Origin of the sequence: Dickeya chrysanthemi NCPPB 402, assembly GCF_000406105.1 — a bacterium.
Taxonomy (GTDB): Bacteria; Pseudomonadota; Gammaproteobacteria; order Enterobacterales; family Enterobacteriaceae; genus Dickeya; species Dickeya chrysanthemi.
This window is the reverse complement of the sequence record NZ_CM001974.1, coordinates 3052428-3073563: the sequence shown is the minus strand read 5'-3', so window position 1 is coordinate 3073563 and position 21136 is coordinate 3052428. Positions and strand designations below refer to the sequence as shown.

Genomic DNA, 21136 nt, shown 5'->3' with positions numbered 1-21136 from the left:
ATGGTGCCAAACAGAAAACACAGCAGGGAAAAAGCGATAATTCCCTTTTTCCAGAACGGGGCTGATTGTCGTTCGTCGCTTTTCATTGATGCGAAAAACGGTAACGTCAGCCCCGATAATAACGCCAGCATCAGTTGATGCTGTTGCGTAAATATAAGCAGTGCCAGCATTCCGTTCACTATCGGTGATAGTGAAACGGCAAGCTTATTTAACAGCATAGTGCCTCCGGTGTCGGCTCTCGCCTCATGAGATCGCCTCATCCTTTCGCCTCAGCGTATGAGTCGATGTCATGAGGCGATCGGGTGAGGCGAATGCGGTGGCTTCTTCACAGCCATGCGCCGGAAAGTTTACTTCCCGGCACGGAACGGTGTGCGCCAGGTCATGCGGGCTGGACGCCCTTATTGCCTGGCGCATGGGGGTAATGTCGTGGCTGGACGCCGCGCCCAAACCCCCAACGTCAACGGCGGCACACCGTCGCCCGCTACGCGCGACCACCCCCTTTGAGACGCCGTTTTTCGCCTATTTTTTCTGTTGTCCGTTCCGGCCAGCGAAAAAATGGGAAAACGCCTTCAAAGCGGTTGGTCGCGCCACGCTACCGGCTTTTAGCCGGAGACTTAGCTGCGACGGTGTGCGGGGCAAGCCCCCCACAAAAACCGGCGCGTGGGCGCGCCTATTTGCTCGCTGGGGCGGCAAATTTTTTGCGGCTCCCCCCGGCCTGCAAAAGCCGCGTGGGCGCGGCTGTTTGCCGATGGGTTCGGCGACGCAAATTAGCAATTTCTTTGAAATTGAATTTACTCGCCTTACACCACGTTTAAATTTCTGCTATTCGCAGAAATTTAAACGCCTAAAACCGTCACGACTGGTGCCGAATTTGCCATCCAGATTTGACAGGGGGAGGTAATAATCCAGATATTGTTATTACCGCTTTTATTTAAATTCAATTACGCACTCGGCCAAATTTGCTAATTATCTGGTCGATAATTTCCGGTGCAGCCAAATCACATTCGTTTAAAAAGGCTTGTCTGGCATCGGCAGTCTGGCCGGGGAGAAAACCGTGCCGGTTCTTTTTCACAATAGAAAAGAAGGCGCGTTCAGCCGACTGACAGGTATGTCCACCGCTGTTTCCGGTGGTTTTACCGTACAGACATAAAACCACTTCACAGGCATCAGCGGCCATTACGGCGGCGGGAAATAATACATTCATGCCGAGAAGAAAGGCGGTGAGTATGACAGTTTTCATATCGAATACCTTTACTGGGTGGCCGGGGGGAATGGTTCGTCTATCTGAATATTTCCTTCATGTGATGAAGGTGTACCGGTTTAAAATAAATATCGCTCATCCGGCGAACGTCGCCATGAATATCAATACTGACGATCACATCAATGCTTTTTAGCACCTTGCGTAACAGCACATCGAACGGGATATTGTGGCAGTCCGGGTTTTCATAGCAGCGGTCGATGAGTCCCTCAATACACTCTTCCGGGCTGCCCGCGTGCAGGGAGGTAATAAGCCCTTCATGGCCGGAGCCGATAATTTTCAGTGCATCCCAGGCTTCCCGCCCGCGAATTTCCGCCAGCAGAATTCTGTCCGGGTTCATTCGATAATTCGCCCGTATCAGCCTGCCGGGGGTGATAATCGCCTCGTCGGTGGCCTCTGCCGGGTAAAACAGATGCACATAATTGGTGTGGTGATAAAACCGGATTTCAGGGTTGTCTTCAATCGTCGTCAGCCTGAGATGCGACGGAATATAGTGCAGCAACGTCTTCATGTAGGTGGTTTTACCCGAGCCGGTTTCCCCCACAATAAAGAGCGTTTTGCCGTACTCGACGGCTTTTTCAATAAAGTGGGGGATATCTCCGCTGCTGTAATAGCGGGTCAGTGCCTCGTCGTTGCTTTCAGCCTGCTCCTGACCGGTTACGCGGTGATAAAAGCCCGCCTCAATCCACGACTGATGCGTTTTCTGCGCATATGACGGTTTGCGCAGCGTGATGGACACGGTATTCCGCTCGCAAGCCGGGGGAATAATGGCCTGAATACGTTCGCCGGACTCCAGCGTGGCGGACAGAATCGGCGACGTGTCATCAATATTATCGTCATGCCATGAGGCCAGCGCGTTGGCAAAGGCATGACATTGGCGCAACGTGACCGGCGATTCATGCCTCTGCCATCGACCATTTGTTTTGGTGTGGATCTCACCGGGGCGGTTAATGGCGATTTCCGCCAGGCCTGCCAGTGGTAGAAATTCACCAAATAACTGGTTTTTCATAAAATCCAGCGACAGGTTTTCAGCGTTCATACCACCTCTTTTTCAGACGCAGTTGATAAACGGAAGAGAAATCGATATCCGTGCCGGTCATGATGCCGATCACCTCCCCCTGATTCAGGTACATCGTGGGCGGGATATTGATGCTGTTTTCCAGGGCCGTTTTCGCCATTTCCGAGGCGGCAGCACGCGTATTCTCGGTGTAGTCGGTATTACGGTCTTTCCCCGGCGCTGTATTCGCCGCCGTAGCGGCGATGTCCTGTACCGTACTCAGCATTAACGCGTTGCCGAACCGCTCCCAGAAATGGGTATCGATCCTGCCGCTAATCCCGGCTTCTCCCAACGGGCCGGTGGCCTCGGTATCGGTCAGCGGAATGTGCAGGCTACCGGGCTCTGGTGTGCGTAACGCCGTCCAGATGACAAACATCCGGCTCCGGCCCTGTTGCAGTGCGCCGGTGCGATAGACGCCACGGGCGACCGTGCCTGCCGGGAGCAGCTTCACATGATGACTGGCGCTGTAGACATCCTCGCTGATGAGGCAGGAAATCCGCCCGCCGACATCGGAAACAAAGCGCTGCATCATCGAACAGGGAATATAGCTATCAACCGGCAGGTAGAGATCGGGATCGAGACCGAGCCGCCGGACGTGGGTGACGGTTACCACGCCGGGCGCGGTGTCTTTTATCTCCGGGTCAGGCGCGGTAGTGGGCTTTTGCTTGTCAGTGCCGGAGGCGGTGACGTGGGAAGCCGATGCGGTGTCTGACGCCTGACTTAACCCGTCGGCCAGGGCGGCGGCCTTGTTTAACGCGGGCGGTACTGGCGGTGGCGGGGCAGCCTGTGTCTGGCGATGATCCGTTGTGGTTTCCGGTCTGCTCTGCTCGAACAGACCGAACGGATGACGGTCCATACCGAGGTTTTTACGCGCAGGCGGTATTGCGCCGGTCGGCGGTAGCGGCTGGGTCTCCGTCGCCTTGTCATCGCTGTGTTTGACTGCGCCAAAAAAGCGATCCCCACGCCATGCCAGCAGCATCAGCACCGCCAGGCTGAGCAGGCTGACCCACAGCGTTCGGCGACTGGCGGGTTTTTTAAAGCGGGTGACGTCCGGCTGACCGGGCGGCGTGTTGTGCGCCGGTATCTGGCTTTCTCTCGCGGCTCTGGCGCGTTCACGGGCTTCGGCTTCCCGTTCAGCCACGGTTTTTTCCGCTGTATCCGGGATGGGGTGGTCTGTCATTTGGCCTCCAGCGTGACGGCGGGCGAAACGGTGTCACCAGCGCTGACGGCGACGTTGCCGAATGCGGTATTCTCAATGCCGACCACGGCGCGTCCATAACGCAACACCAGATGTGGCGACATGCCCCGCACGACCATCACGGTGTAGTTCCCGTGTTTGGTGATTAGGGGCGTGACGGTCTGCTCCTGCTGGTTAACGACCCGAAACAGTGACGGCAGGATTTTTGGTGGGCGAAAAACCGAGGGTGATAAAGCGGCCATCATCGTAGGCAAAATCCGGTTCAATTGCCGCCGAGTCCGCCGCGACCCGCTTGATATAGTGCCAGTTTCGCGGTGTGGTGGCCTGCTCGAAAGCGGCCGCAATCTGTTGCTTTTCCTGTGCCTCACGCAGGCGTTGCCGGTGGGCGGCATCGGCCGCCGCTGATTGCCGGCGCACCTCATCGGGATAGTGAAAACGGATAATGAAGGCCTGTGAAGGCGAGTCGTTATCCAGCACGTTAAGCTCCAGACTGTAATCACGTTGGGATGTCACCACCAACAGGTTGGTTTTCCACTCTTTGGCGGTCGGCAAAAACACCTTGTTGACGTTATTGCCGTTGTCCTCCGTTACCGGCTGGGTGACAGGGTTGGGGCTGACGTCCACCCGGTTATCGCTTTTGGTCACTCGCCAGCCTTTGGGAAAACCGGTCTGGGCGTCGAGCACCGCTTCATCGTCATCGAACAGGAGCGTGGTGAGGTAGCCGGGGCGGGTGTTGACGACGGTGGCATTCTGGCTGTCATAGGTGACATGCTGTATGCGGCCGTCATAGGCGCTGCCGCGTGGTATCGCGGCCCCCCAGACGGCGCATGACGCCAGCATCAGCCCTGTCAGTACGGTGTTTTTCAGCATCATTCCCCCCTCAGTTCTTTATCGCGCTGGTAGCTGGTGACGATGAACCCCAATGGGTTCACTTCTCGCTGGCTGTCCGTCAGTTGTTTGCGGGGGAGGTAGCGGTAGGTCAGGCGGATGTTCCAGATATCCGTTTTGACCGTGTTATCCGCAATGCGGCGGATTATGCGTTTAACTCGCAAGGTTGCCAGGTGGTCAGGGGCGGTGGCGGGGGCGTGAATGTTGGAAATCATCTCGACAGACACGACGTATTCCGCTTTATTGAACATGACGTCGGGGGCCTGATTGCCGTTAAACTCGTCAAGGTAATCCCGGTTCACGCTGTCGCTGTTGAAGAGCTGCACGTCGTCATAATCGCGCTGAAGTGCAAAATAGTTATAGCCTTCGCGCAGCCGGACGTACTGGGCGGAGAGCGCATGAGCCAGCGCGGCTTCGGTCGCGATATCCTTCTCCTTGAGACGGGTCATGTATTCATAGCGCCCGGTCTGTTTATCCACCGACCATAATTCGATGTCGGTGGTTTTCAGCGGCAGCAGAATAATCAGCGCGGTTATCGTCAGCGCTGCCAGCGCAAACCCGGTTGCCGCCATGCGCCACGCGCGCTTTTTTTCCCGCTCATCCTTTTCCAGCAGAACCGCTTCAAAGCTGCGGGATGACGCAATGAGGTTTTCTGTTTCAGACATGTGTTGTCAGCTCCTGAATCATGGCGGGGGAATTGACCGGTTGGGGATCGCCGGATACCGGCGGAAGGTCGTGTTGATGCCCTGTGCAGCCCGTGAGGATGCACAGCATCAGAAAGACAATGCTGGATTTCATGGAAAGCCCTTGTTGACGGATACAGACATGCCGTACCGACGGCGATTGCCTCGGCACCTTGTGACGAGTTGGGGAGTGAGAAAGAAATTAGCGAGGACGCTGTTGGTTAAGGCGCTTCATACTCTCAATGGCGGCGGCGCGCTTTTGCCAGGCGGAGATGGCGTTGCCGGTGCCCGTGGCGATGAGTGTCCCGGCGGCATGGCTGCCTTTGGCGGCCAGCCGGGCCGCCGCCGCGCCGGTTTTCATCGCCGGTTTTGCCGTCTTAGACGACGTGCTCGCCAGCCCGCGTAAGCCGCTCATGGTGGCCCCCTGCAAGGTGGCCTGAACGGCGACACCGCCTAATGCACCGGCAATTTTCGCTGAAAACCAGATAATGACGCCGGAAATAACGCCCGCAACACAACACTGAACACCAAGCGTAATGATATTGGCGCTGTCGGCAAAATTAACCGCCTTATCTAAAATACCATTGAGGTAATTAATGACGATCCTGATTGATAAAGCTGAAAACATCATCGTCAGGATGATCGTAAAAATAATTTTCAGCCAGTTGTTAAATATCGGAATCAGGAACCCATACAACAGGCAGAAAATAAATAATGGCGCGGTCGTCGTCATTAATACAATGATGATTTCGGCTAACAGGTTAACCGTAGCACCAAAAAGCAGTGTGACAATAACACCACCCCAGACCAGAATTTCGGCAATACCGCCGTTGAGCTTTACATAGGCGGAATCATCCTGTTGATAAAGTTTTTGCCCAATGGTCTGTGCTTTCTCCCAGACGGTATCGAGCAATGACCAGACATTATCATCACCGCTGACGCCGTCTTTTAAGCCGTTAATGGCCGCAATGGCTAAATTCAGCCAGCCATCGAGATTTAAAACGAAGGTCATGATTAATAACATTCGCCCTATATCCCACATGACATCTTCGACGGGTGTTTGGCGTTTTCCGGCCAGGGTTTGATAACCCTGATAAGTGACAAATACAGTGAAGGAACTGACGGCGATAATACTTACCATATCGCCATAGACGGAGGTTTGCCCCCGCAGTATGGCTTGTAGGCCGTCAGTGATCGTGTTGTTCATTCCAACAAACATACCACCCGACATAGATTGCCCCTTTAGTTCAAATTGGGAACCTTGGCCTTTTCCTGACGGAGTTCGAATCGCGCTGCTCGTGCATTTTTGCAATCCTGCGAGTCTTCCCCGGATGACTCACACGCCTGATATCGCTGGTTCATTTCATCCGGGTGCGCTTTGTACCATTGTGTTGATTTGGGGTTATCACATCCTGTCAGGCAGAATGCGCCCCAAATAACCGAAAAAATGCACAGTGACGTTTTCATGCTTGCCCTCTCAATGATTGAAATCAGGAACCGGCGCGGCAAGTTGCTGTTCATTGAATGCATTTTGCCGTTGCTGCTCCAGCAGTGTTGCCCGCTGCTCCGTCTGCCGGACAGACATCTCCCACTGGCTGGTCAGGGCGTTCAGTTGCACGCTTTTGGCCGCGACGGCATTCGCCAGGTCCTGTGATTCTTTCGAGTCTTTGGCATTGGCGATGCGGTCAGACAGGTCTGCGATGTCGTTTAACGTGCCCGTCATCCTGTCCTGAACCTCGCGGGTATTCTCAATCGCCAGTGCCTGATTGAGTAACAGCTGTTTGCAACTGTCCCGATAACGCAGGGATGCGCGGGACGGGTTACAGCTATCAAACGATTGGTATTTTTTATATAACCCCTGAAGCGCGGAAGAATAGGAACCGTCTGGATTGGTCAGCAGGTCATCCAGTGAAATACCGTTCTTGCGAAGCGCGTCGATATCGTCTTTCAGGCTTTTTGCCTCGCGGAGAAACCCCTGAATATCCCGTATCCCGGTGGCAGTCGCCAATTGCTGTTTATAGGCATCCAGCTCGTTTTTATAGTGGGTAACGGTTTCCTGCCATTGTTTGAGTTTCTGCATCCATTGACTGATCGACTCGGTATTATTGACGGCATCAAACACCGGGATACCGGCGCTTATCGCCGGTGCGGACAGCCAGAGCGAGAACGCCAGAAAGAGAGTGCGGGTCTGCATGGTGAGTTACCTCCGAAGTGAATCTCAGATGGCCTGTTTAAGGAAGGCCGCTTTCCAGTCCTGAGGAGACATGCCCTCCTGATAAAGCGCATCAAACCGTTTCAGGTTGTCTTCGCTCCCGCTCAGTAATTGGGTGAGGTTGCCGAGGCCCGATAAATCCATTCTTGCCAGGGCGACAAAGGGCCGGGTTTCACCGGCGTGCAGCGGTGTTTTCACGATGACCATATAATGCTCGCCCGGGTCCAGATGACGGACGGTGTCATACACGCTGTCGGGGACGTTCATTTTCTCTACGTAATCCGCCCGGCTGGCTTTGGGATTGGCGAGAAAGAGTTGCGTGCTGCACTGCTCAATAATCGCGGGCGCGATGGGGTGCCTGACAATTTCATCGGGGGACTGGGTGGCGGGGATAAAAATGCCGTTCAGTTTACGGATCACCTTGAGCATATTGAGGGAGAATCTGGAAAACTCGACATCCGCCAGCCATTTCCAGAATTCATCCATGAACATCACCAACCGGCGACCGTCCAGCAGGCAGGTGACGCGGAACAGCAGGTAAAAAGTGATCGGGCCGCGGATGTCGTCGTCATCCAGAAATTCCGTTCCATCGATGCCGATGTTATCGCTCTCGCCGATGTTAAAGCTGTCCTCCGCGTTATCGAAAATCCAGCCGAATTCGCCGCCCTGCGCCCACTGTTTCAGACGGATGCGCAGCCCGTTGGTTCTGGCCTCGCGGGTCGGCGGTTCGGGCAACACCTCCAGCAGCCGGGTTATCCCGTAACGGCGCAATTCCGGCGGGTAGTCCAGCATCAGGGTATCCACGGCGGCGCTGATGCGCGCCTCATCGCGTGGGTCGAGCGGTTTGCCGTTGCGACGGCACAACATGCGGACCAATTGCTTGATAAAGCTGATGTTGCGTCGGGTTGGCGTCAGTGAAAACGGATTGAACCCGGCAGGCGTACCGGTGCGGATGCGAAAGTAACGCCCGCCCATCTGGCGGATCGACATCTCGGCGGCGCGGTCTTTATCAAAGTAAACGGTAGTCAGCCGTTTACCGGGGGCCGCAGCGGAAAATGTCGCCGGGTGGCGGTACTTCTGCATCAGGTGTTGCATCATCGTCATCAGCAGGGTCTTCCCTGAGCCGGTTTTGCCGATGATGGCGGTATTCCCCGGCGTTTTCTCGTTGAAGTCATCCCGCCCGACCTGGCTGTCGTGCAGGTTCAGGTAATAACCTCCGCCGCCGGGTGATGTCAGAATGGCGATGGCGTCGCCCCACGGGTTGCCGCTGCGCTTGTGAGGGTGAAAGTTATGCAGGCTGCCCAGATCCGCGTAATTCTGGCTGCTGACCACCACCAGCCGGGGGCGAAAGGTATACATGCCGGGCAGTTGAGCCAGATAGGCGGCAGGTAACGACAGCGTAGACAGCGAGGTCATGATACCGAGGTCGGTAAACGGCTGGGCCAGCGCGTGGGTCTCCCTGACCACCTGATCGGCACTGGCTGAGGACACCAGCAGGGAAAAATGGTATTTTCCGCAGGACACATGCCCGGACTGGAGCAGATCGCGCAAGACAACCAGCTCTTCACGCTGTGACAGTGCGTCATCGTCGGTTGCGTTCAGCCGTTTTTCCGCCAGCCGGATATGGTGTTGTGCCTCATCCCGCGCCATGCAGGTGAAAGACTGCGTCAGTACGTACTCGCTTTTGGCATACAACAGCGCATCCAGCAGGCCGGTCGCGGTCTCCGGCGAATAGTCCTTGATTTCCAGACTGCGGAAGAACCGGGAGCCGCCGACGGTCTGGCATTCGGCGGTATCGGTGGTAAAAAACACATCCGGTGTACTGAGCGTGAGGTAAAACGGTGAGCGTGTCACCGCCACCGGCTGCCATTGGCCGGTGATCAGGCGATGGTAGAACGCCAGTTGCGAGGAGTAGACTCGTCCTTTCTCCTCATAGGTTCCCAGAGGGGTCGCCATATAGCGTGACAGCGCGCTGCCGAGTGCGGCATGGTGCTCCAGCATGATCTTCAGCGCCTGATCCAGCGCCGCCTGCCTTTTTCCGGCGGGCTGTGTCTTCATGGCCTTTTTCTCCAGCGCGGAGAAGGGCGCATAACAAATGGTGAAAAACAGCCGATGCCGCCAGAGCGGCTTCGCGTTGAGTGCCCGGTAATAGCGTGTTGCGACTTCGTCTGAAAACGGAATACCCGAGGTCGCCTCGAATGTATCCTGATAGGTCTCCCGTATTCGGTGAATATAGAACGTGACCGGCATCCCTTCATAGGCGCGGATCAGGTTGTTGAGATGGCTTGTCATCAGCGTCAGGTGATGTTCATCCTCACATTCAAACAGGGTGCCGCCCAGCTCCCAGGAGGCGACGAAATCACCGTGGCGGTTTCTGATGACGTGCGGGTGAAGGTGGGAAGAGTAGGGGATGTATTTATCCAGCGTGATGCGCACGTTTAATTTCATCTTGTCGGTAAACTCCGAAATATCGACGGCGTCATACTGGCTTGCCAGCATCGCCGTCGCACCGAAATAGCGATTGGTGGCAAACCGGCCACGGGTTTTAAACGCCAGCCACCACAACCCGAAATAATGGATATCAGCGCGGGCCTTCGCCCGCATTTCCAGCCAGGCCGGGATCAGCAGCAGTGCAAGGTAATAGCGGGTGTAAACCGACAGCAGGACGATGGCCCCGCTGACGAGAACGAACGGGACGAGGGGAATGCCCATAATGGCGGCAGGCCGGGTGAGCGCTTTATTCAGGGTGGTCATCGGTTTTCCCCTAGGATGCCCAGTACGCACCAAAGCCGGATGCGCCGACGATCAGGATGGCCCCGATAATGACGTTGCGCATGTCATGCAGGCTTTTACCGTCAAACAGCACCTTGTAACCCACCCACATGGTGGCCAGTGTGATGGTGACGGCGGCCAGCCCCAGCAGGCCGGTGGACGTGTTGCTCAGCGTGTCGTTGGCTTTGGTAAATCCGCTGCCTGCCGCCAGCGCCTGTCCGGAAATGAAGGCGGGGAAAAAGGCCGGTAAGTCGTTACGTTTTTGCATCGTCATCTCTCCTCATGGTTCACAGGGGGGATATATCGCCGCGAAGGACGGCGTTGGGGTAGCGCAGGGTGGTCGAAACCGGGGTAGTGGTGTCGGCAAGCTCACCGCGCAGCACGGTGGCCGGATAATGAATTGCTGACGTGGCCTGGCTGGTGGTACTACGCGTGCGGTCTTCCCGCGTTGACGGGACGGCATAGCCAATACGCTGGAGATAACTGGTCTGGTTGAAGGCGGATTCCGGCTGATGACCGGCAGTGAAATTACCGGCGTAGTAGCAACTGAGTGCGCGTTGCAGCGTGCCGCCGCGTCGGTAGCAGTCGGTAAGGATGCGCTCAAAAACAGACAGATTGGTGCACGGGTCTAACAACGCCAGGGCCGTCACGCCGTAATGCCGGAAATGGGTGCTGGTGATTTGCATCAGCCCGACCGAATAGCGGCGGCCCCTGGCCTCTATCCGGTTGATGATGTTGACGGCCGTTTCATCGCGGGTGGGCTGATGGGAAATGACCCCTGCGCTGCCGGTGGTTCTCTCTTGCTTTGGTACAATCTCAGCGATGGCGTAAGGATTAAAGCCGGATTCCACCTTTGCCACATCAAACGCGGTGGATGGGTGAATGCTGGCGGCACACTGCATCGCCGCCGCCAGAAAGGCTGTCGGGGAAAGCATGATTGCCTCGGTGACGTCATTCAGGTTACAGATTGCCATCAGGTAACCCGATGGCGGGGGAAAGGCGCGTTACGGCTGGGCGTTCATCGTGCCGGGCTCCGCTGGTGGTGTGTCGCTGTCATCCCGGGGTTCGAGAAGCACCAGCTTACCGGAGACGGCAAGGCCGGGTGTCAGGACGATATTCAATCCGGGTTTACCGTGATGGGCGAAGGCCACGCCGACCTTGGTCCAGAATGTGTTTTTTTCTCCGTGTGAATCGGGTGGTCTTTCCTGCGTGACAAATACGTGATAGGTAGGTTTTCGCATGGTGTTTCCTTTAATAAAAACTCATGGTGAATTAACTTAATAGGTCACATCCCGATTCTGCATTCCGGTTTCAACGGGTCAGCGAGAACATTCAGCGGCACCCTGAATTGTGGTTACGTGACAGCCCGACCCAACTTGTTAAAGAGCAATACCGGCCCCGGATGACTACACGTCCATCACGCTCGCCAGGGGAAGGTGGCAGGGTTAGCGTGCAATAGTTCATTCGGGTGGGAAATGGGAAAGTCAAAAAGGAAATAAGAGAGAAAATGTATAGTGAGGTAATTATTGAGTGGTGGGGTGTATTGGCTTGGGGTTGAGATGGCAGGTTTTTGGCTTAGGGACATACCTAATCTGGCAGGCTGCTTTGTGCCAAACGGACTTTACCTGCACTTGGGTGGCATTAATCACAGCACCACGGCTAAGTGCCTGAAGAACTCCAACAATGAATGACTCGTTATGCAGGCTGTTTTCCCGGAAGAGATCAAGTGGCTTGAAAACAGGATCAGTGCTGTTCAGAACCAGACACAGCAGCGTCCTGACGTTGTGTCAAAGGACGCTCCCGGTGATGAAAACCGCAATAACGCCCAGGTCATGTTCGGACTTGTCAATCACGAATAATATAACTGGTTGATAGTAAATACAAAAACTGAAGAAGGCCGGACGACTTCCTTCATTAACACAGCTGCTTTAATCATTTAACGAGTGACGCGTAACCCTTCGCGCTGATGTTATTTCAGCTTTATGAACGCTTTGGGCTGTCCACAAATGGTGGGTAAGATCACCCGCATCTCCGCCGGACGCTGATACAATAAGCCTCCCGCAGAAAATACACCTCTAGGCGCTTCTGAGCTGGCTTCATAACTTTTGCTTCAGGATTTTTAGGAGTATCTCCTTGTCCAGACTCAGATCGACCACCAGTTTCTTCAGCCGTTGATTTTCATCCTCAAGATCTCTCATCTTTTTGATGTCAGAAGATTTCATACCACAAAATCTGGCTTTTCAAGTTGTAATACGGGACTTCGGATATTCGCGCTTCGCGGCAGACGTCTTTGACGGTGCTATGTGTCTATATCAATTTTATCATGAAGCTGATAGCCGATGGAGTTTATGACACAAAGAAGTTGAGGGGATTGTGAAGGCAGACTGATGAAAATAGAGAGTATTCTGATACCCTTGCGTCAGTACTGTGTGGCCGTAGACGCACTGTATGGGGGTGTTAACGCCTCATCGCTCGGTATTGCCAAGAGTGTTGACGTAAGTTAACACATTGACTATTATTAGCACACTAGGAGGCTAATGAGTAAGAAGCACCCTAACAAAGAAGTACGTGACGCACTCCGTTATGCAGAAGAAAAGGGCTGGATCGTTGAAGAAGCGACAGGGCATCCCTTCTGTACAATCAAATGCGGAATTGCCGAACATGGACGTACTCACGCGATGAGCGTAAACAGCACACCAAAAGACCCGGAAAGGCATGCAAGACAGATCCGCAGAAAGGTCGACCGTTGTACCCCGAATAAACCAAAGGATTGATTCGGTTTTTTAGCCAAGGCGGGCAACCGCCTTTTTGACGAGGGTATCCAAATGGAACTCTATAACTTCACACTGACTTTATCAGGCGTTCAGATGGAAACAGAGGGGCTCGCAGACGCTCTGTACACCAACGGTTGCGATGACGCTCTCATATGCTACTACGGCAGCTCAGTGTATGTAGAATTTGACCGAGAAGCTGAATCTTTAGACCAGGCAATCAAATCGGCCATCGACAATATTGAAACGGCAGGCATTGGCGCAGTAGTTGAGTCGATAGACTCTGCTCTGGTCGGTTTGAGCGACATTGCTCAACTCTCTGGCTTAACCCGCCAAGCAATTACTCTGCTTAAAGACGGCTTACGCGGCAAAGGCGATTTCCCTTGTCCTGTTCAGCGCATTAGCGGTCAGTCACCACTCTGGGACTGGTCAGAAGTCGCCAAATGGTTGAGCGACTGCGGTCGTCTCGATAGCAAAGACGCAAAGGCTCGAGAACAACTGGTGCGCAACGCTCACACATTGAGCAAGTGGAACCTTGCTCTGCGAATGAGAGCATTCGGAGATATTCAGGAAGTGGGATCAATCGCGCATTCACTCATTGAACAACGCCACAACGTAGTTGCATAGTCATCTATCGCGTCTGGCTCCATTCTCACATTTAATTTGCCGTTTTTAAGCGTAATTGAGGGAACATGGCAAAAGATACCAAACGTGGTTCGGCATTAGTGAGCGCTTTGAAAGGTAGTTCTATAAGCGAACTTGGAAAAGAATACGCCGAACTCGGTATTGATTCATTGCTAGAATCGAAAGCACTTGAGTCAATTCCCTTTATTAATACTCTTGTCGCAATTTATAAAACCGCTGGCACCTTTCGTGACCAGTTGTTAACAGAAAAGTTGGTGCGGTTTTTAACTGCGTTTGCTGATCATGATGATGCTGAAAGAATCAAAATGATCGACCGTTTAAATGAGAATGATAAGTTTGCTGGTAAGGCGGGTGCGAGATTAATTGAAATCATAGATAGGATGGAAAGTGAGAGAAAGCCAGAGATAGCTGCCACTTTCCTCAAAGCATTTTCCAGAGAAGAGATTAAATTTCTTGAGTTGCGCCGTTTACTTGTAGCTCTTGAAAGAATTCCGACTTTTGACATAGATAATTTACCCCAATTTTCCCGCAGTACTTTTCATGAGACCGTAAATCTGGACGAGGCTATGTTGCTTGCAATAGTCAATGCAGGTTTAGGGAAAAATAACGGTGGATGGGATGGTGGGGCGATTGTTCCAACGCAACTATGCAAAACGTTTGTTCAAGTGATTAAATTAGAGTTTTGATTTTTGAACGTTAATGATATTTAAACACGCCAAACTGAGGTTTTTTCATATTCGGGGCAGGGTTAGAGCTGTTCAAGACCTTCTGCTTTATATATTAAATATGGAGCTTAGTATTTATATATACAGAAGCAGTTTATCAAACTAACTCTCAGAGCTTCGAAATTCCATTTATTTCCAAAACATTATTTTGTCGTCAGTTCTGCCAAAGCTGAGCGTGTTAAAATCGGCTTTTAATCCTCGTGGGGATCATCACTATGCGAATGAACCGTCTTCCTGGATATGGTCTTCCAGAGCTTGCTTTCTGGCCGCAACCCAGATACGAAAGAAGCACTTGGTCGATGTACAGTCTGAAGTTTCGAACCGATGGAACCCTTACCTGGCATCGGCGCTACGTGGATCGCGGTATGCCAAGCCATGCATTTAGTGACGACTATGATGATTACACTGATGCGCGGAAAGCGGCAGTAGAGCTGAACAAAAACGTCGACTTTGACATTGATAAACTCCCTCTATCTCTGTCTGAAAAGGAGTCATTACGTTTAAAAGTGGATAAGGCGCTCACCGCTAAAATGCGGCTGATGGATGAAGAGCAGATGATGCTCAAAGAAGCCGTCAGAAGACACGCCAACGATCCGTGTATTTTACCAGAGGAGTTAATTCTCAAGCCTGAAGGAGAAAACATACGCCAGCCTCTGCTCGACTCTCTGAATGAGATGCCTTATCTGCGTTACGTTTTTCTCCCTAACTTTCAGGTTTGTCTTCGACTCGCTAGCCATAATACTTGGGAGTGGTCGAACAACATCCATTCAAGAGCGGCAAAAATCTGCTATCAGGAACGTATCGCTAGGGGCTTTGGGTTGCCAGGTGGAGCACATTGGGGCAAAACCAAATCAGCTATTCGCTCAATGCTACTTCCACGCGCCAACCAGCTGCTACAACTAGCCAGCGTAAAACGGATGTTGGATGACGCCAGAAGGAACGGGCAAAAGGTACTCGTCGTAGGCAGCTACGTTTTCTGGTACGAGGACAAGAACCAGGTAGGGTGGAGTGTTAAAGAGGTAAACGATAGCGAGAGCACCTCAAGGGGGAATGCAATCTGGAAGGCAGGAACAATTATTTCCAAAAATCATGGCTGGATTGTTGTTCTTCCGTACACGAAGGAAAACGGTGAATACGTTAAAGGCTATACCAGGAACGCTCCGAATGACGGTAAAGCACTTCCGAGGCATAAGGATGAATATGTCGAGCTTCCCTTCGAAATTCTGGACGGTGATTTGATGTTCGGCTTATTCGGTGAGCTTAATTACGAATAATTCTTCAACGCCTTAGTGCTTCTAAGGCTGTGATGGACAGGCCTTGGAAGCGGAAGCTTGATTACACTACAGGGCAATGATGAGCGGATAATCATCATTGCCCTGTAGTGGAACTACAGTGGTTTACTGAATTTAGCCACCTGAACAGAGGTGATATACTCACCTCAGAACAACACTGGTACCCCAATGAAAAGAAGATATTTCAGTGCAGAGTTCAAACGCGAATCCACTCGGTTGGAATGCAGGTTATATGGTGACGTTTATGCGTCAGGTTTGCGTGAGTGATTAATCTATGCCGGGTACGCTGATCTGGGATAGCCTTAATAAATGCTGTAAAGCAAACGTTTACTTTTAGCTCGTTGCCGACTGTTAGGTCTAATCGTACTCTAATATAGAGCTCAGATCACATCTGAGCTAATGCAGATAGGTAATAATCGTAACAGCTTTCTGTTTAATATTATATTGCGTATAATATGCATGATATTTATTGGGATAATAAAGATCGCGCAGAGAAGAACGTTTCTCTGCACGTATATTTTCATACTATAACCGCTGACGTTGCTCAATAATAGCCTGGCATTCCGTGCAGGTTGTTACGCCCGGCAGAGTCTGCCGCCGCTGCTCGGGAATAGGCTCACCACACAGGCGGCAGTAATGTAATGAGGGGGTGCTGGCTGGTTTAAAACGATTTTGTTCAATCATTTCTTCCAGTCGTTGCTCATTAAATTCCTGATCGCGATCGATCTCATCTGGCATGTGATGTCCTCCTGTTCGGTGCTTCCTTTTCGCAAAGGGTGATACGGTTCCAAACAACGGTGAGCGAAGGTCCTTCCTTCCGTGAGGACAACGCTTCAGTGATCTGCATCATCACTTCCAGTGCATCAGGCGTTTCAAGGTTTTCAGGTCGACTTTTCTGCCATAACCGCCAGATTTCGGCATCAGTGGTTTCATCGGGGATAGGCGTTCGGCCATAAGGGATGGTGACGCCCAATAACCGGCGACGAGTGCAGACCTCGTTTGAGGTGAGGCCAAAAAAGTGGTGCAGGAGAGCGATTGATCCTCCCAATCTGATGGCCCGGTTAATCTGTTGTTGGCGCAGCGCTTCCTTGCGGGATAACGTCAGAATCTGCTGTAGGGCGTCATGGCGGACAGTGACCGCCATAAATTGCGCCGATGCCCGGCTGACGATAAACAGTTCGTCGAGGGAGAGCTGATTGAGGGCATTTAATTCGTCAAATGTGAACCCTAACGTCTCACAATAACGAAAATTACCGTCCTTGAGCGCAGCAAGGGCGTGTGTTAACACCGCGTAATTCAGTGAGGGGATCATAAGACGATATCCTCCATCAGCGCGTTAAGCGGTTGGCTAATTTGAAGTTAATCCATTCGTCAATTTCAGATTCGAGCCAGGCCACACTGGCGGGACCAATCTTTATTGAGGCCGGAAAGGTTCCGTCTTTCATATACAAATAGATTTGCGAGCGCTTCAGGCCGGTTTTTTCTTCCACTTGTCTCAGACGCAATAACTGATGAGATGACATAGGTTCCTCCAGTGCAGAATGGCGTATGCCCGGAGAAGACAAAAAAACACAGCGAGGGAAGGAGTAAAAGTTGATGACCCCGTATTACGGATATCACCATCCTTAATACGGGTTTTTAGACAATATCGCGGAATTGTTTTTCTATAACTCAGCGTTTATTTGACCAGAAGAAGTCTTTCACGTGGTTCGGTGCAATTTTTCCGATGACGGCTGGGTGCCGATGACCTTTCTGCTACCACGATGTTTATAGCAAACTCTTTATAGGCGGTTGTATTGTTGCCACCCGGGTCATATTGATCTGACAAGGTATGTTTATTGACTGGTCGGCCATTATCGCCAGTCTGGCAGGTGCGGAAGTCGGGGTGAATACACGCTGGGGGAGCCTGACGCTGAACTCGCTATTGGTGACCAGCATGTTCTATTGACTGATGAAAGCCAGTACCCGCTATACGCTGAGAACCGCTGGTTGCCAAATTAAAAGACAGAACCTAATCCTAACCACTCCTCTTGCTTCGAAATAACTCAAGCACGTCTTGCGCAAACTGATCATCCACTATATAGAAATAGCATTCCGGTACGTCCAGTACGCGAGCAAACTCGCACACCAGCTCGAAGGTCGGCTTGTGCGTACCGTTTTCATAATGAGACAAGCGTGAGTAAGCCGTAGCTTCTTCAAGCCCAGCCAGTACACCCAGTTTTTCCTGAGTGAGTTTAGCGTGTAAGCGTGCTTCTTTGAGTCTTTTGGGGATCATGCCGTGTTTCCAATGAGGATTTCACGGAGATCTTTAGCATTGCTCAATAGAATTTATCTTTAGAGTTCATAAAGATGGTGATTGGTATTTATAGGGATCGCTAATTTTTTCAATTAATTAGATGTGTCTTTTCTCCACTGAACCAATTCGCCAGCATGCAGCTCAAGCATGGCTTCAGCAAAGCTGTCATCCAGCGTGTAGAAGTATCCTTCTGGTACATCCAGTATTTTGGCAAACGTGCATATCAGCTCAAATTTTGGTTTGTGCCTGCCATTCTCATAGTGTGACATTCTTGAGTAGCCCGTCTCCTCAGAAATCCCGGCGGCTATCGCCAGTTCTTCCTGTGAAATCTTTGCACGTTCTCTTGCGGCTCTTAGACGCTGCGGAACCATAACGTTTCCTGTTATTGGTTATATTGACATCATCTTTAGCATTCCTTAAGATGAATCATCTTTAGACTTACTAAAGATAACATTCATCCACTTATCCTTATCGGACTTCAAGTCTTTGAATGAGGTAAATCAAATGGTTAAAATCGATTGGCATTCTGCCGACATTATCGCCAGGCTTCACAAACGGGGAACTACGATGGCCGCTGTGTCGCGGGCGGCGGGGTTGAATTCCTCAACGCTGGGTAATGCGCTTATCCGTCCGTGGCCTAAAGGGGAGCAACTGATTGCCGAGGCGCTGGGAGTGCCGGCCTATGAGATTTGGCCGAGCCGCTATTTTGACGAACAGGGGCGGTTAATCCCACGCTCTCCCCGTTCTCGGCCCCGGTCTGCTCAGGAGAAATACCCCCCTGCCGACAAGTAGCTGCGCGTGTGTTCACCGGGGCGATAAGGGGCTGTTATAGGAATGTCCCGATAGTGCCTGATCGTCTTGTCGGTGTGAGTGCCGTTCAACGTTGTTTTTAAACGGTTATCCTACACGTTGTACTCTGTGGCCCGATGCCATCAGGCCGCCTGTTTCTGCCGGGTTACCTTGCATATCACCCTTAGTAGCGAATGCCGTTTGCACGTTGGTGATGGGAAATCAGCTATGGGGGCCCGGCGTCCGCCGGGGAATCTTACAGCCTGCACTGCGTTTATCCTGTTGCAGTGCAGGCCAGTTCTCAGCCAAGAGGTTTATATTTCGCCGGGATTTTGGCAATGATGCTGGCTGGCTCCAGTGAAAGTAAGCGGGCGATATGAATAAATTCCACAACGTCTAGCCTTCTTTCTCCATTCTCAACCTTGGCAATAAATGATTGAGGGCGCTCCATCGCCTGCGCTAAGCTCTCCTGTGTGATCCCTCTGGCAATACGCTTTTCACGTAATGTCTTGATAACAAGTTGGTATTCATCAGAGTAAATGGAAGCCATCTATTTGATCCCACAAAATTTAGGATCAAATATCTGTCGCTTATTGGTTTATCCCAAAATAGGATTTTATGGTTGGCAGGTTTTGGTTATTTAAATTTATCTTTGTGTATTTTAATAACTATTTTCTCTAAAACAGCGGAGTGATCTACGGACAGCAGATGTGCGATGTGGACAAACTCAACCACATCGAGCCTGCGTTCTCCATTCTCGATTTTAGCGACAAAGGATTGAGGCCGACCTAAAAAACTGGCCAGATTTTCCTGGGTCATGCCATTTCTGATTCTGGCCTCGCGTAGTGTTTTTATAATTATCTGATATTCAAATGAATAAATAGATGCCATGCCGTTAACCTTGACTAATATCCCAAGATCGAATATCAGTTGTTCGTGTAATTATCCCAAAATGGGATAATTACATCATCTTGTTATCAGGAGGAGCAACTGACATGAACAAAATCGACTGGCATTCTGCCGACATCATTGCCGGGCTTCACAAACGGGGAACCACGATGGCCGCCGTGTCGCGGGCGGCGGGGTTGAATTCCTCAACGCTGGGTAATGCGCTTATCCGTCCGTGGCCTAAAGGGGAGCAACTGATTGCTGATGCATTGGGAGTACCGGCCTATGAGATTTGGCCGAGCCGCTATTTTGACGAACAGGGGCGGTTAATCCCACGCACCCCACGTTCTCGACCCCGGTCTGATCAGGAAAAATATCCCCCGGCCGACAGTTAGCTGCACCCGTATCGAACCGGGCCGAGAAGGGCTGTCAACAACAGCCATGTTTAATCACACTTGTCAGTGTGATTTCTGTTCAGCTTTAGTTTATCTCTGCACCCTGTGGCCCGATGATATCGGGCCAGTCTTCGTTCATGAGGCGTAGAGATACCGATTGGTTTTCGTCGAACGCAATAAGCCGAGGGGGAATGACGGAGGAAATGCATGATAGGGGGGAGTGACTTTGATAGTACAGGTTTGTGCCATCAACTGTAATTGCATCAGAGTTTGGCGGCAGCAAAAAGCTGTTCCAGACTCCATTCAAGCGCATCCGCAATACGTAATAAATTCAGCAGGGTAACGTTGCGTTCACCCCGCTCGATTCGGCCCATGTGGCTGCGATCAATACCTGTGGCACTTGCCAGATTTTCCTGCGACAAACCAAGAAGTTCTCTCCGCTGACGGATAGTTTGTCCCAAAAGTGGCAAGGCGTGAGCAGGATCGTTTTTTCCGGAAACTCTTTGCATTTAGTTATCATCTCGCGTCCTTTAACTTGTCTCCACGGCATTTACGACCCATAATAATTTGAGCCAGTCAGACTTTGCAGGAGAGCAACGATCCATTCATTAGGAGATATCGGACAGTCTGGTTGTTCCTACCAGCTAAAGAGGGGGGTAACTGCGATGTATAACGATCCACTTCCGCCGCCATGTGCGCTTGAGTTGATTTACCGTTGCCGGGTGTTGATATGGTTGCTGATTGATTCTGACCATCAAGGAATTCGGGATAATCTCTCTTTTATCCTTTCAGAACAACTTGATCTGTTATTGGAGGCTCTCAATGAGCGAAGGATTGAAGGATAGCGGGGCTGTGTTCTTGCCATCGCTACCGCACTGATGATTAAACGCGAGTGCCGACCCACATTTCGTGAAATCGGTAACAGACATGGATTATTACCACGATTAATATCGAAATTAATTTTCAATCATACCCGTTATTCATCGACAAAATCTTTCAAAAATCGATCTGATTTCAGCACTAAGTCAAACTTTCAGAACAAATGCAAAATCTGCGCAACTTCTTGCTCACTTTCCAGCATAAATCCCTGTTTGAGCAATGGATGCCGTTTTTTCGGGAAGTCTGCGCAACTTTTTGCTCAAATTTGACTTAGGGAAAATTTGACTTAAGTGAATTGTATTTAAAAACAACAATATATGAATTGGCATGGGAATTGCTTCAGGAACACTGAAGTTACACTAACCGTTCAACAACAAGGAGCAAGACC

General features: G+C 51.5%; 27 protein-coding genes and 2 pseudogenes. 8 read left to right on the top strand and 21 right to left on the bottom strand.

The genetic code is table 11. From position 1 onward, the window contains the following. Positions 1-218 (bottom strand): annotated as a pseudogene (locus tag DCH402_RS13530) (MFS transporter); the annotation flags it as partial. Between the two features lie 203 nt (positions 219-421). Here DCH402_RS13530 and DCH402_RS22645 point away from each other — a divergent pair. Beyond that, positions 422-901, top strand: a complete 480-nt coding sequence (locus DCH402_RS22645; RefSeq protein ID WP_161624078.1) for a hypothetical protein — start codon at positions 422-424, stop codon at positions 899-901. Positions 902-937: 36 nt separating this feature from the next. Here DCH402_RS22645 and DCH402_RS13525 read toward each other — a convergent pair whose 3' ends face one another. From DCH402_RS13525 to DCH402_RS13475, 12 genes and pseudogenes are all read right to left on the bottom strand, one after another. After that, on the bottom strand, positions 938-1240 hold the full coding sequence (locus DCH402_RS13525; protein WP_040001621.1) for a TrbM/KikA/MpfK family conjugal transfer protein: 303 nt from the start codon (positions 1238-1240) through the stop codon (positions 938-940). A 40-nt stretch (positions 1241-1280) separates the two neighbouring features. Beyond that, entirely contained in the window at positions 1281-2297 is a 1017-nt protein-coding gene (gene virB11, locus DCH402_RS13520) for a P-type DNA transfer ATPase VirB11 (protein ID WP_040001620.1), read from the bottom strand. Next, entirely contained in the window at positions 2287-3495 is a 1209-nt protein-coding gene (virB10, locus tag DCH402_RS13515) for a VirB10/TraB/TrbI family type IV secretion system protein (RefSeq protein ID WP_040001619.1), read from the bottom strand. Before virB10 ends, virB11 begins: the two co-directional genes overlap by 11 nt. Further along, a pseudogene (gene virB9 / locus DCH402_RS13510) lies at positions 3492-4386 on the bottom strand (P-type conjugative transfer protein VirB9). The gene virB10 and the pseudogene virB9 overlap by 4 nt, the downstream one beginning before the upstream one ends. Then, positions 4383-5066: a VirB8 family type IV secretion system protein gene (locus tag DCH402_RS13505; protein ID WP_040001618.1), complete on the bottom strand. Its 684-nt coding sequence runs from the start codon at positions 5064-5066 to the stop codon at positions 4383-4385. Before DCH402_RS13505 ends, virB9 begins: the two are co-directional and overlap by 4 nt. A 220-nt stretch (positions 5067-5286) precedes the next feature. Beyond that, positions 5287-6315, bottom strand: coding sequence for a TrbL/VirB6 family protein (locus tag DCH402_RS13500; protein ID WP_040001616.1), 1029 nt, complete (start codon positions 6313-6315; stop codon positions 5287-5289). 11 nt (positions 6316-6326) lie between these two features. Then, entirely contained in the window at positions 6327-6551 is a 225-nt protein-coding gene (locus DCH402_RS21480; protein ID WP_012769218.1) for an EexN family lipoprotein, read from the bottom strand. A gap of 10 nt (positions 6552-6561) precedes the next feature. Then, complete coding sequence (locus tag DCH402_RS13495; RefSeq protein WP_040001614.1) at positions 6562-7278, bottom strand: TrbJ/VirB5 family protein; 717 nt, start codon at positions 7276-7278, stop codon at positions 6562-6564. Positions 7279-7302: 24 nt separating this feature from the next. Next, complete coding sequence (locus tag DCH402_RS13490) at positions 7303-10050, bottom strand: VirB4 family type IV secretion/conjugal transfer ATPase (protein WP_040001611.1); 2748 nt, start codon at positions 10048-10050, stop codon at positions 7303-7305. Positions 10051-10060: 10 nt separating this feature from the next. Then, positions 10061-10336, bottom strand: a complete 276-nt coding sequence (locus DCH402_RS13485; protein ID WP_033581363.1) for a TrbC/VirB2 family protein — start codon at positions 10334-10336, stop codon at positions 10061-10063. A gap of 19 nt (positions 10337-10355) precedes the next feature. After that, positions 10356-11003 carry a lytic transglycosylase domain-containing protein gene (locus DCH402_RS13480; RefSeq protein ID WP_040003599.1) on the bottom strand — a complete coding sequence of 216 codons (648 nt, stop codon included), beginning with the start codon at positions 11001-11003 and terminating at the stop codon, positions 10356-10358. 69 nt (positions 11004-11072) lie between these two features. Further along, positions 11073-11309 carry a hypothetical protein gene (locus tag DCH402_RS13475; RefSeq protein WP_040001609.1) on the bottom strand — a complete coding sequence of 79 codons (237 nt, stop codon included), beginning with the start codon at positions 11307-11309 and terminating at the stop codon, positions 11073-11075. Between the two features lie 456 nt (positions 11310-11765). Between DCH402_RS13475 and DCH402_RS22640 the strand changes: the two genes are divergently transcribed. The 5 genes from DCH402_RS22640 to DCH402_RS13455 all read left to right on the top strand — a co-directional run bounded on the left by DCH402_RS22640 (position 11766) and on the right by DCH402_RS13455 (position 15483). Further along, positions 11766-11927, top strand: coding sequence for a hypothetical protein (locus DCH402_RS22640; protein WP_161624077.1), 162 nt, complete (start codon positions 11766-11768; stop codon positions 11925-11927). A 678-nt stretch (positions 11928-12605) separates the two neighbouring features. Then, positions 12606-12842, top strand: a complete 237-nt coding sequence (locus tag DCH402_RS21475) for a hypothetical protein (protein ID WP_071604714.1) — start codon at positions 12606-12608, stop codon at positions 12840-12842. Between the two features lie 51 nt (positions 12843-12893). Then, positions 12894-13466 (top strand): helix-turn-helix transcriptional regulator, encoded by a 573-nt coding sequence (locus DCH402_RS13465; RefSeq protein WP_040001607.1) that lies wholly within the window; start codon positions 12894-12896, stop codon positions 13464-13466. Positions 13467-13531: 65 nt separating this feature from the next. Then, positions 13532-14170, top strand: a complete 639-nt coding sequence (locus DCH402_RS13460; protein WP_040001605.1) for a hypothetical protein — start codon at positions 13532-13534, stop codon at positions 14168-14170. Positions 14171-14424: 254 nt separating this feature from the next. After that, the gene (locus tag DCH402_RS13455; protein WP_040001603.1) at positions 14425-15483 is read left to right on the top strand and encodes a hypothetical protein; all 1059 of its coding nucleotides are present in this window, start codon (positions 14425-14427) and stop codon (positions 15481-15483) included. Positions 15484-16026: 543 nt separating this feature from the next. Here the strand turns inward: DCH402_RS13455 and DCH402_RS13450 are convergent. The 5 genes from DCH402_RS13450 to DCH402_RS13430 form a co-directional block, all read right to left on the bottom strand. After that, positions 16027-16239: a TraR/DksA family transcriptional regulator gene (locus tag DCH402_RS13450; RefSeq protein ID WP_040001601.1), complete on the bottom strand. Its 213-nt coding sequence runs from the start codon at positions 16237-16239 to the stop codon at positions 16027-16029. Then, positions 16229-16813, bottom strand: coding sequence for a DUF2857 domain-containing protein (locus tag DCH402_RS13445; protein WP_040001599.1), 585 nt, complete (start codon positions 16811-16813; stop codon positions 16229-16231). The genes DCH402_RS13450 and DCH402_RS13445 overlap by 11 nt, the downstream gene beginning before the upstream one ends. 16 nt (positions 16814-16829) lie before the next feature. Then, positions 16830-17024 (bottom strand): AlpA family transcriptional regulator, encoded by a 195-nt coding sequence (locus tag DCH402_RS13440; RefSeq protein WP_012884167.1) that lies wholly within the window; start codon positions 17022-17024, stop codon positions 16830-16832. A 494-nt stretch (positions 17025-17518) separates the two neighbouring features. Next, a complete protein-coding gene (locus tag DCH402_RS13435) occupies positions 17519-17776 on the bottom strand; it encodes a helix-turn-helix transcriptional regulator (protein ID WP_012769229.1) in 258 nt (85 codons plus the stop codon). A gap of 113 nt (positions 17777-17889) precedes the next feature. After that, positions 17890-18168, bottom strand: a complete 279-nt coding sequence (locus DCH402_RS13430; RefSeq protein ID WP_013318581.1) for a helix-turn-helix domain-containing protein — start codon at positions 18166-18168, stop codon at positions 17890-17892. Between the two features lie 133 nt (positions 18169-18301). Here DCH402_RS13430 and DCH402_RS13425 point away from each other — a divergent pair, with 133 nt between their 5' ends. After that, positions 18302-18589, top strand: coding sequence for a helix-turn-helix domain-containing protein (locus DCH402_RS13425; RefSeq protein WP_040001596.1), 288 nt, complete (start codon positions 18302-18304; stop codon positions 18587-18589). A 298-nt stretch (positions 18590-18887) separates the two neighbouring features. Here DCH402_RS13425 and DCH402_RS13420 read toward each other — a convergent pair whose 3' ends face one another. Continuing rightward, on the bottom strand, positions 18888-19136 hold the full coding sequence (locus tag DCH402_RS13420) for a helix-turn-helix domain-containing protein (protein WP_013318578.1): 249 nt from the start codon (positions 19134-19136) through the stop codon (positions 18888-18890). An 86-nt stretch (positions 19137-19222) separates the two neighbouring features. Then, positions 19223-19477, bottom strand: a complete 255-nt coding sequence (locus DCH402_RS13415; RefSeq protein WP_040001593.1) for a helix-turn-helix domain-containing protein — start codon at positions 19475-19477, stop codon at positions 19223-19225. A 104-nt stretch (positions 19478-19581) separates the two neighbouring features. Between DCH402_RS13415 and DCH402_RS13410 the strand changes: the two genes are divergently transcribed. After that, positions 19582-19869 carry a helix-turn-helix domain-containing protein gene (locus tag DCH402_RS13410; RefSeq protein WP_040001591.1) on the top strand — a complete coding sequence of 96 codons (288 nt, stop codon included), beginning with the start codon at positions 19582-19584 and terminating at the stop codon, positions 19867-19869. Positions 19870-20132: 263 nt separating this feature from the next. Here DCH402_RS13410 and DCH402_RS13405 read toward each other — a convergent pair whose 3' ends face one another. Next, positions 20133-20378: a helix-turn-helix domain-containing protein gene (locus DCH402_RS13405; RefSeq protein ID WP_012769232.1), complete on the bottom strand. Its 246-nt coding sequence runs from the start codon at positions 20376-20378 to the stop codon at positions 20133-20135. Between the last annotated feature and the right edge of the window lie 758 nt (positions 20379-21136).

Excerpts from the sequence above, each read along its gene's own strand:
- DCH402_RS13495 (WP_040001614.1), bottom strand. The coding sequence starts at position 7,278 with ATGCAGACCCGCACTCTCTTTCTGGCGTTCTCGCTCTGGCTGTCCGCA.
- DCH402_RS13490 (WP_040001611.1), bottom strand. The coding sequence starts at position 10,050 with ATGACCACCCTGAATAAAGCGCTCACCCGGCCTGCCGCCATTATGGGC.
- DCH402_RS13485 (WP_033581363.1), bottom strand. The coding sequence starts at position 10,336 with ATGCAAAAACGTAACGACTTACCGGCCTTTTTCCCCGCCTTCATTTCC.
- DCH402_RS13435 (WP_012769229.1), bottom strand. The coding sequence starts at position 17,776 with ATGATCCCCAAAAGACTCAAAGAAGCACGCTTACACGCTAAACTCACT.
- DCH402_RS13425 (WP_040001596.1), top strand. The coding sequence starts at position 18,302 with ATGGTTAAAATCGATTGGCATTCTGCCGACATTATCGCCAGGCTTCAC.
- DCH402_RS13475 (WP_040001609.1), bottom strand. The coding sequence starts at position 11,309 with ATGCGAAAACCTACCTATCACGTATTTGTCACGCAGGAAAGACCACCC.
- DCH402_RS13460 (WP_040001605.1), top strand. The coding sequence starts at position 13,532 with ATGGCAAAAGATACCAAACGTGGTTCGGCATTAGTGAGCGCTTTGAAA.
- DCH402_RS13405 (WP_012769232.1), bottom strand. The coding sequence starts at position 20,378 with ATGCAAAGAGTTTCCGGAAAAAACGATCCTGCTCACGCCTTGCCACTT.
- DCH402_RS13410 (WP_040001591.1), top strand. The coding sequence starts at position 19,582 with ATGAACAAAATCGACTGGCATTCTGCCGACATCATTGCCGGGCTTCAC.
- DCH402_RS22645 (WP_161624078.1), top strand. The coding sequence starts at position 422 with ATGTCGTGGCTGGACGCCGCGCCCAAACCCCCAACGTCAACGGCGGCA.
- DCH402_RS13415 (WP_040001593.1), bottom strand. The coding sequence starts at position 19,477 with ATGGCATCTATTTATTCATTTGAATATCAGATAATTATAAAAACACTA.
- DCH402_RS13440 (WP_012884167.1), bottom strand. The coding sequence starts at position 17,024 with ATGTCATCTCATCAGTTATTGCGTCTGAGACAAGTGGAAGAAAAAACC.
- DCH402_RS13445 (WP_040001599.1), bottom strand. The coding sequence starts at position 16,813 with ATGATCCCCTCACTGAATTACGCGGTGTTAACACACGCCCTTGCTGCG.
- DCH402_RS22640 (WP_161624077.1), top strand. The coding sequence starts at position 11,766 with ATGCAGGCTGTTTTCCCGGAAGAGATCAAGTGGCTTGAAAACAGGATC.
- DCH402_RS13455 (WP_040001603.1), top strand. The coding sequence starts at position 14,425 with ATGCGAATGAACCGTCTTCCTGGATATGGTCTTCCAGAGCTTGCTTTC.
- DCH402_RS21475 (WP_071604714.1), top strand. The coding sequence starts at position 12,606 with ATGAGTAAGAAGCACCCTAACAAAGAAGTACGTGACGCACTCCGTTAT.
- DCH402_RS13505 (WP_040001618.1), bottom strand. The coding sequence starts at position 5,066 with ATGTCTGAAACAGAAAACCTCATTGCGTCATCCCGCAGCTTTGAAGCG.
- DCH402_RS21480 (WP_012769218.1), bottom strand. The coding sequence starts at position 6,551 with ATGAAAACGTCACTGTGCATTTTTTCGGTTATTTGGGGCGCATTCTGC.
- virB11 (WP_040001620.1), bottom strand. The coding sequence starts at position 2,297 with ATGAACGCTGAAAACCTGTCGCTGGATTTTATGAAAAACCAGTTATTT.
- DCH402_RS13420 (WP_013318578.1), bottom strand. The coding sequence starts at position 19,136 with ATGGCTTCCATTTACTCTGATGAATACCAACTTGTTATCAAGACATTA.
- DCH402_RS13500 (WP_040001616.1), bottom strand. The coding sequence starts at position 6,315 with ATGTCGGGTGGTATGTTTGTTGGAATGAACAACACGATCACTGACGGC.
- DCH402_RS13525 (WP_040001621.1), bottom strand. The coding sequence starts at position 1,240 with ATGAAAACTGTCATACTCACCGCCTTTCTTCTCGGCATGAATGTATTA.
- DCH402_RS13450 (WP_040001601.1), bottom strand. The coding sequence starts at position 16,239 with ATGCCAGATGAGATCGATCGCGATCAGGAATTTAATGAGCAACGACTG.
- DCH402_RS13480 (WP_040003599.1), bottom strand. The coding sequence starts at position 11,003 with ATGCTTTCCCCGACAGCCTTTCTGGCGGCGGCGATGCAGTGTGCCGCC.
- virB10 (WP_040001619.1), bottom strand. The coding sequence starts at position 3,495 with ATGACAGACCACCCCATCCCGGATACAGCGGAAAAAACCGTGGCTGAA.
- DCH402_RS13465 (WP_040001607.1), top strand. The coding sequence starts at position 12,894 with ATGGAACTCTATAACTTCACACTGACTTTATCAGGCGTTCAGATGGAA.
- DCH402_RS13430 (WP_013318581.1), bottom strand. The coding sequence starts at position 18,168 with ATGGTTCCGCAGCGTCTAAGAGCCGCAAGAGAACGTGCAAAGATTTCA.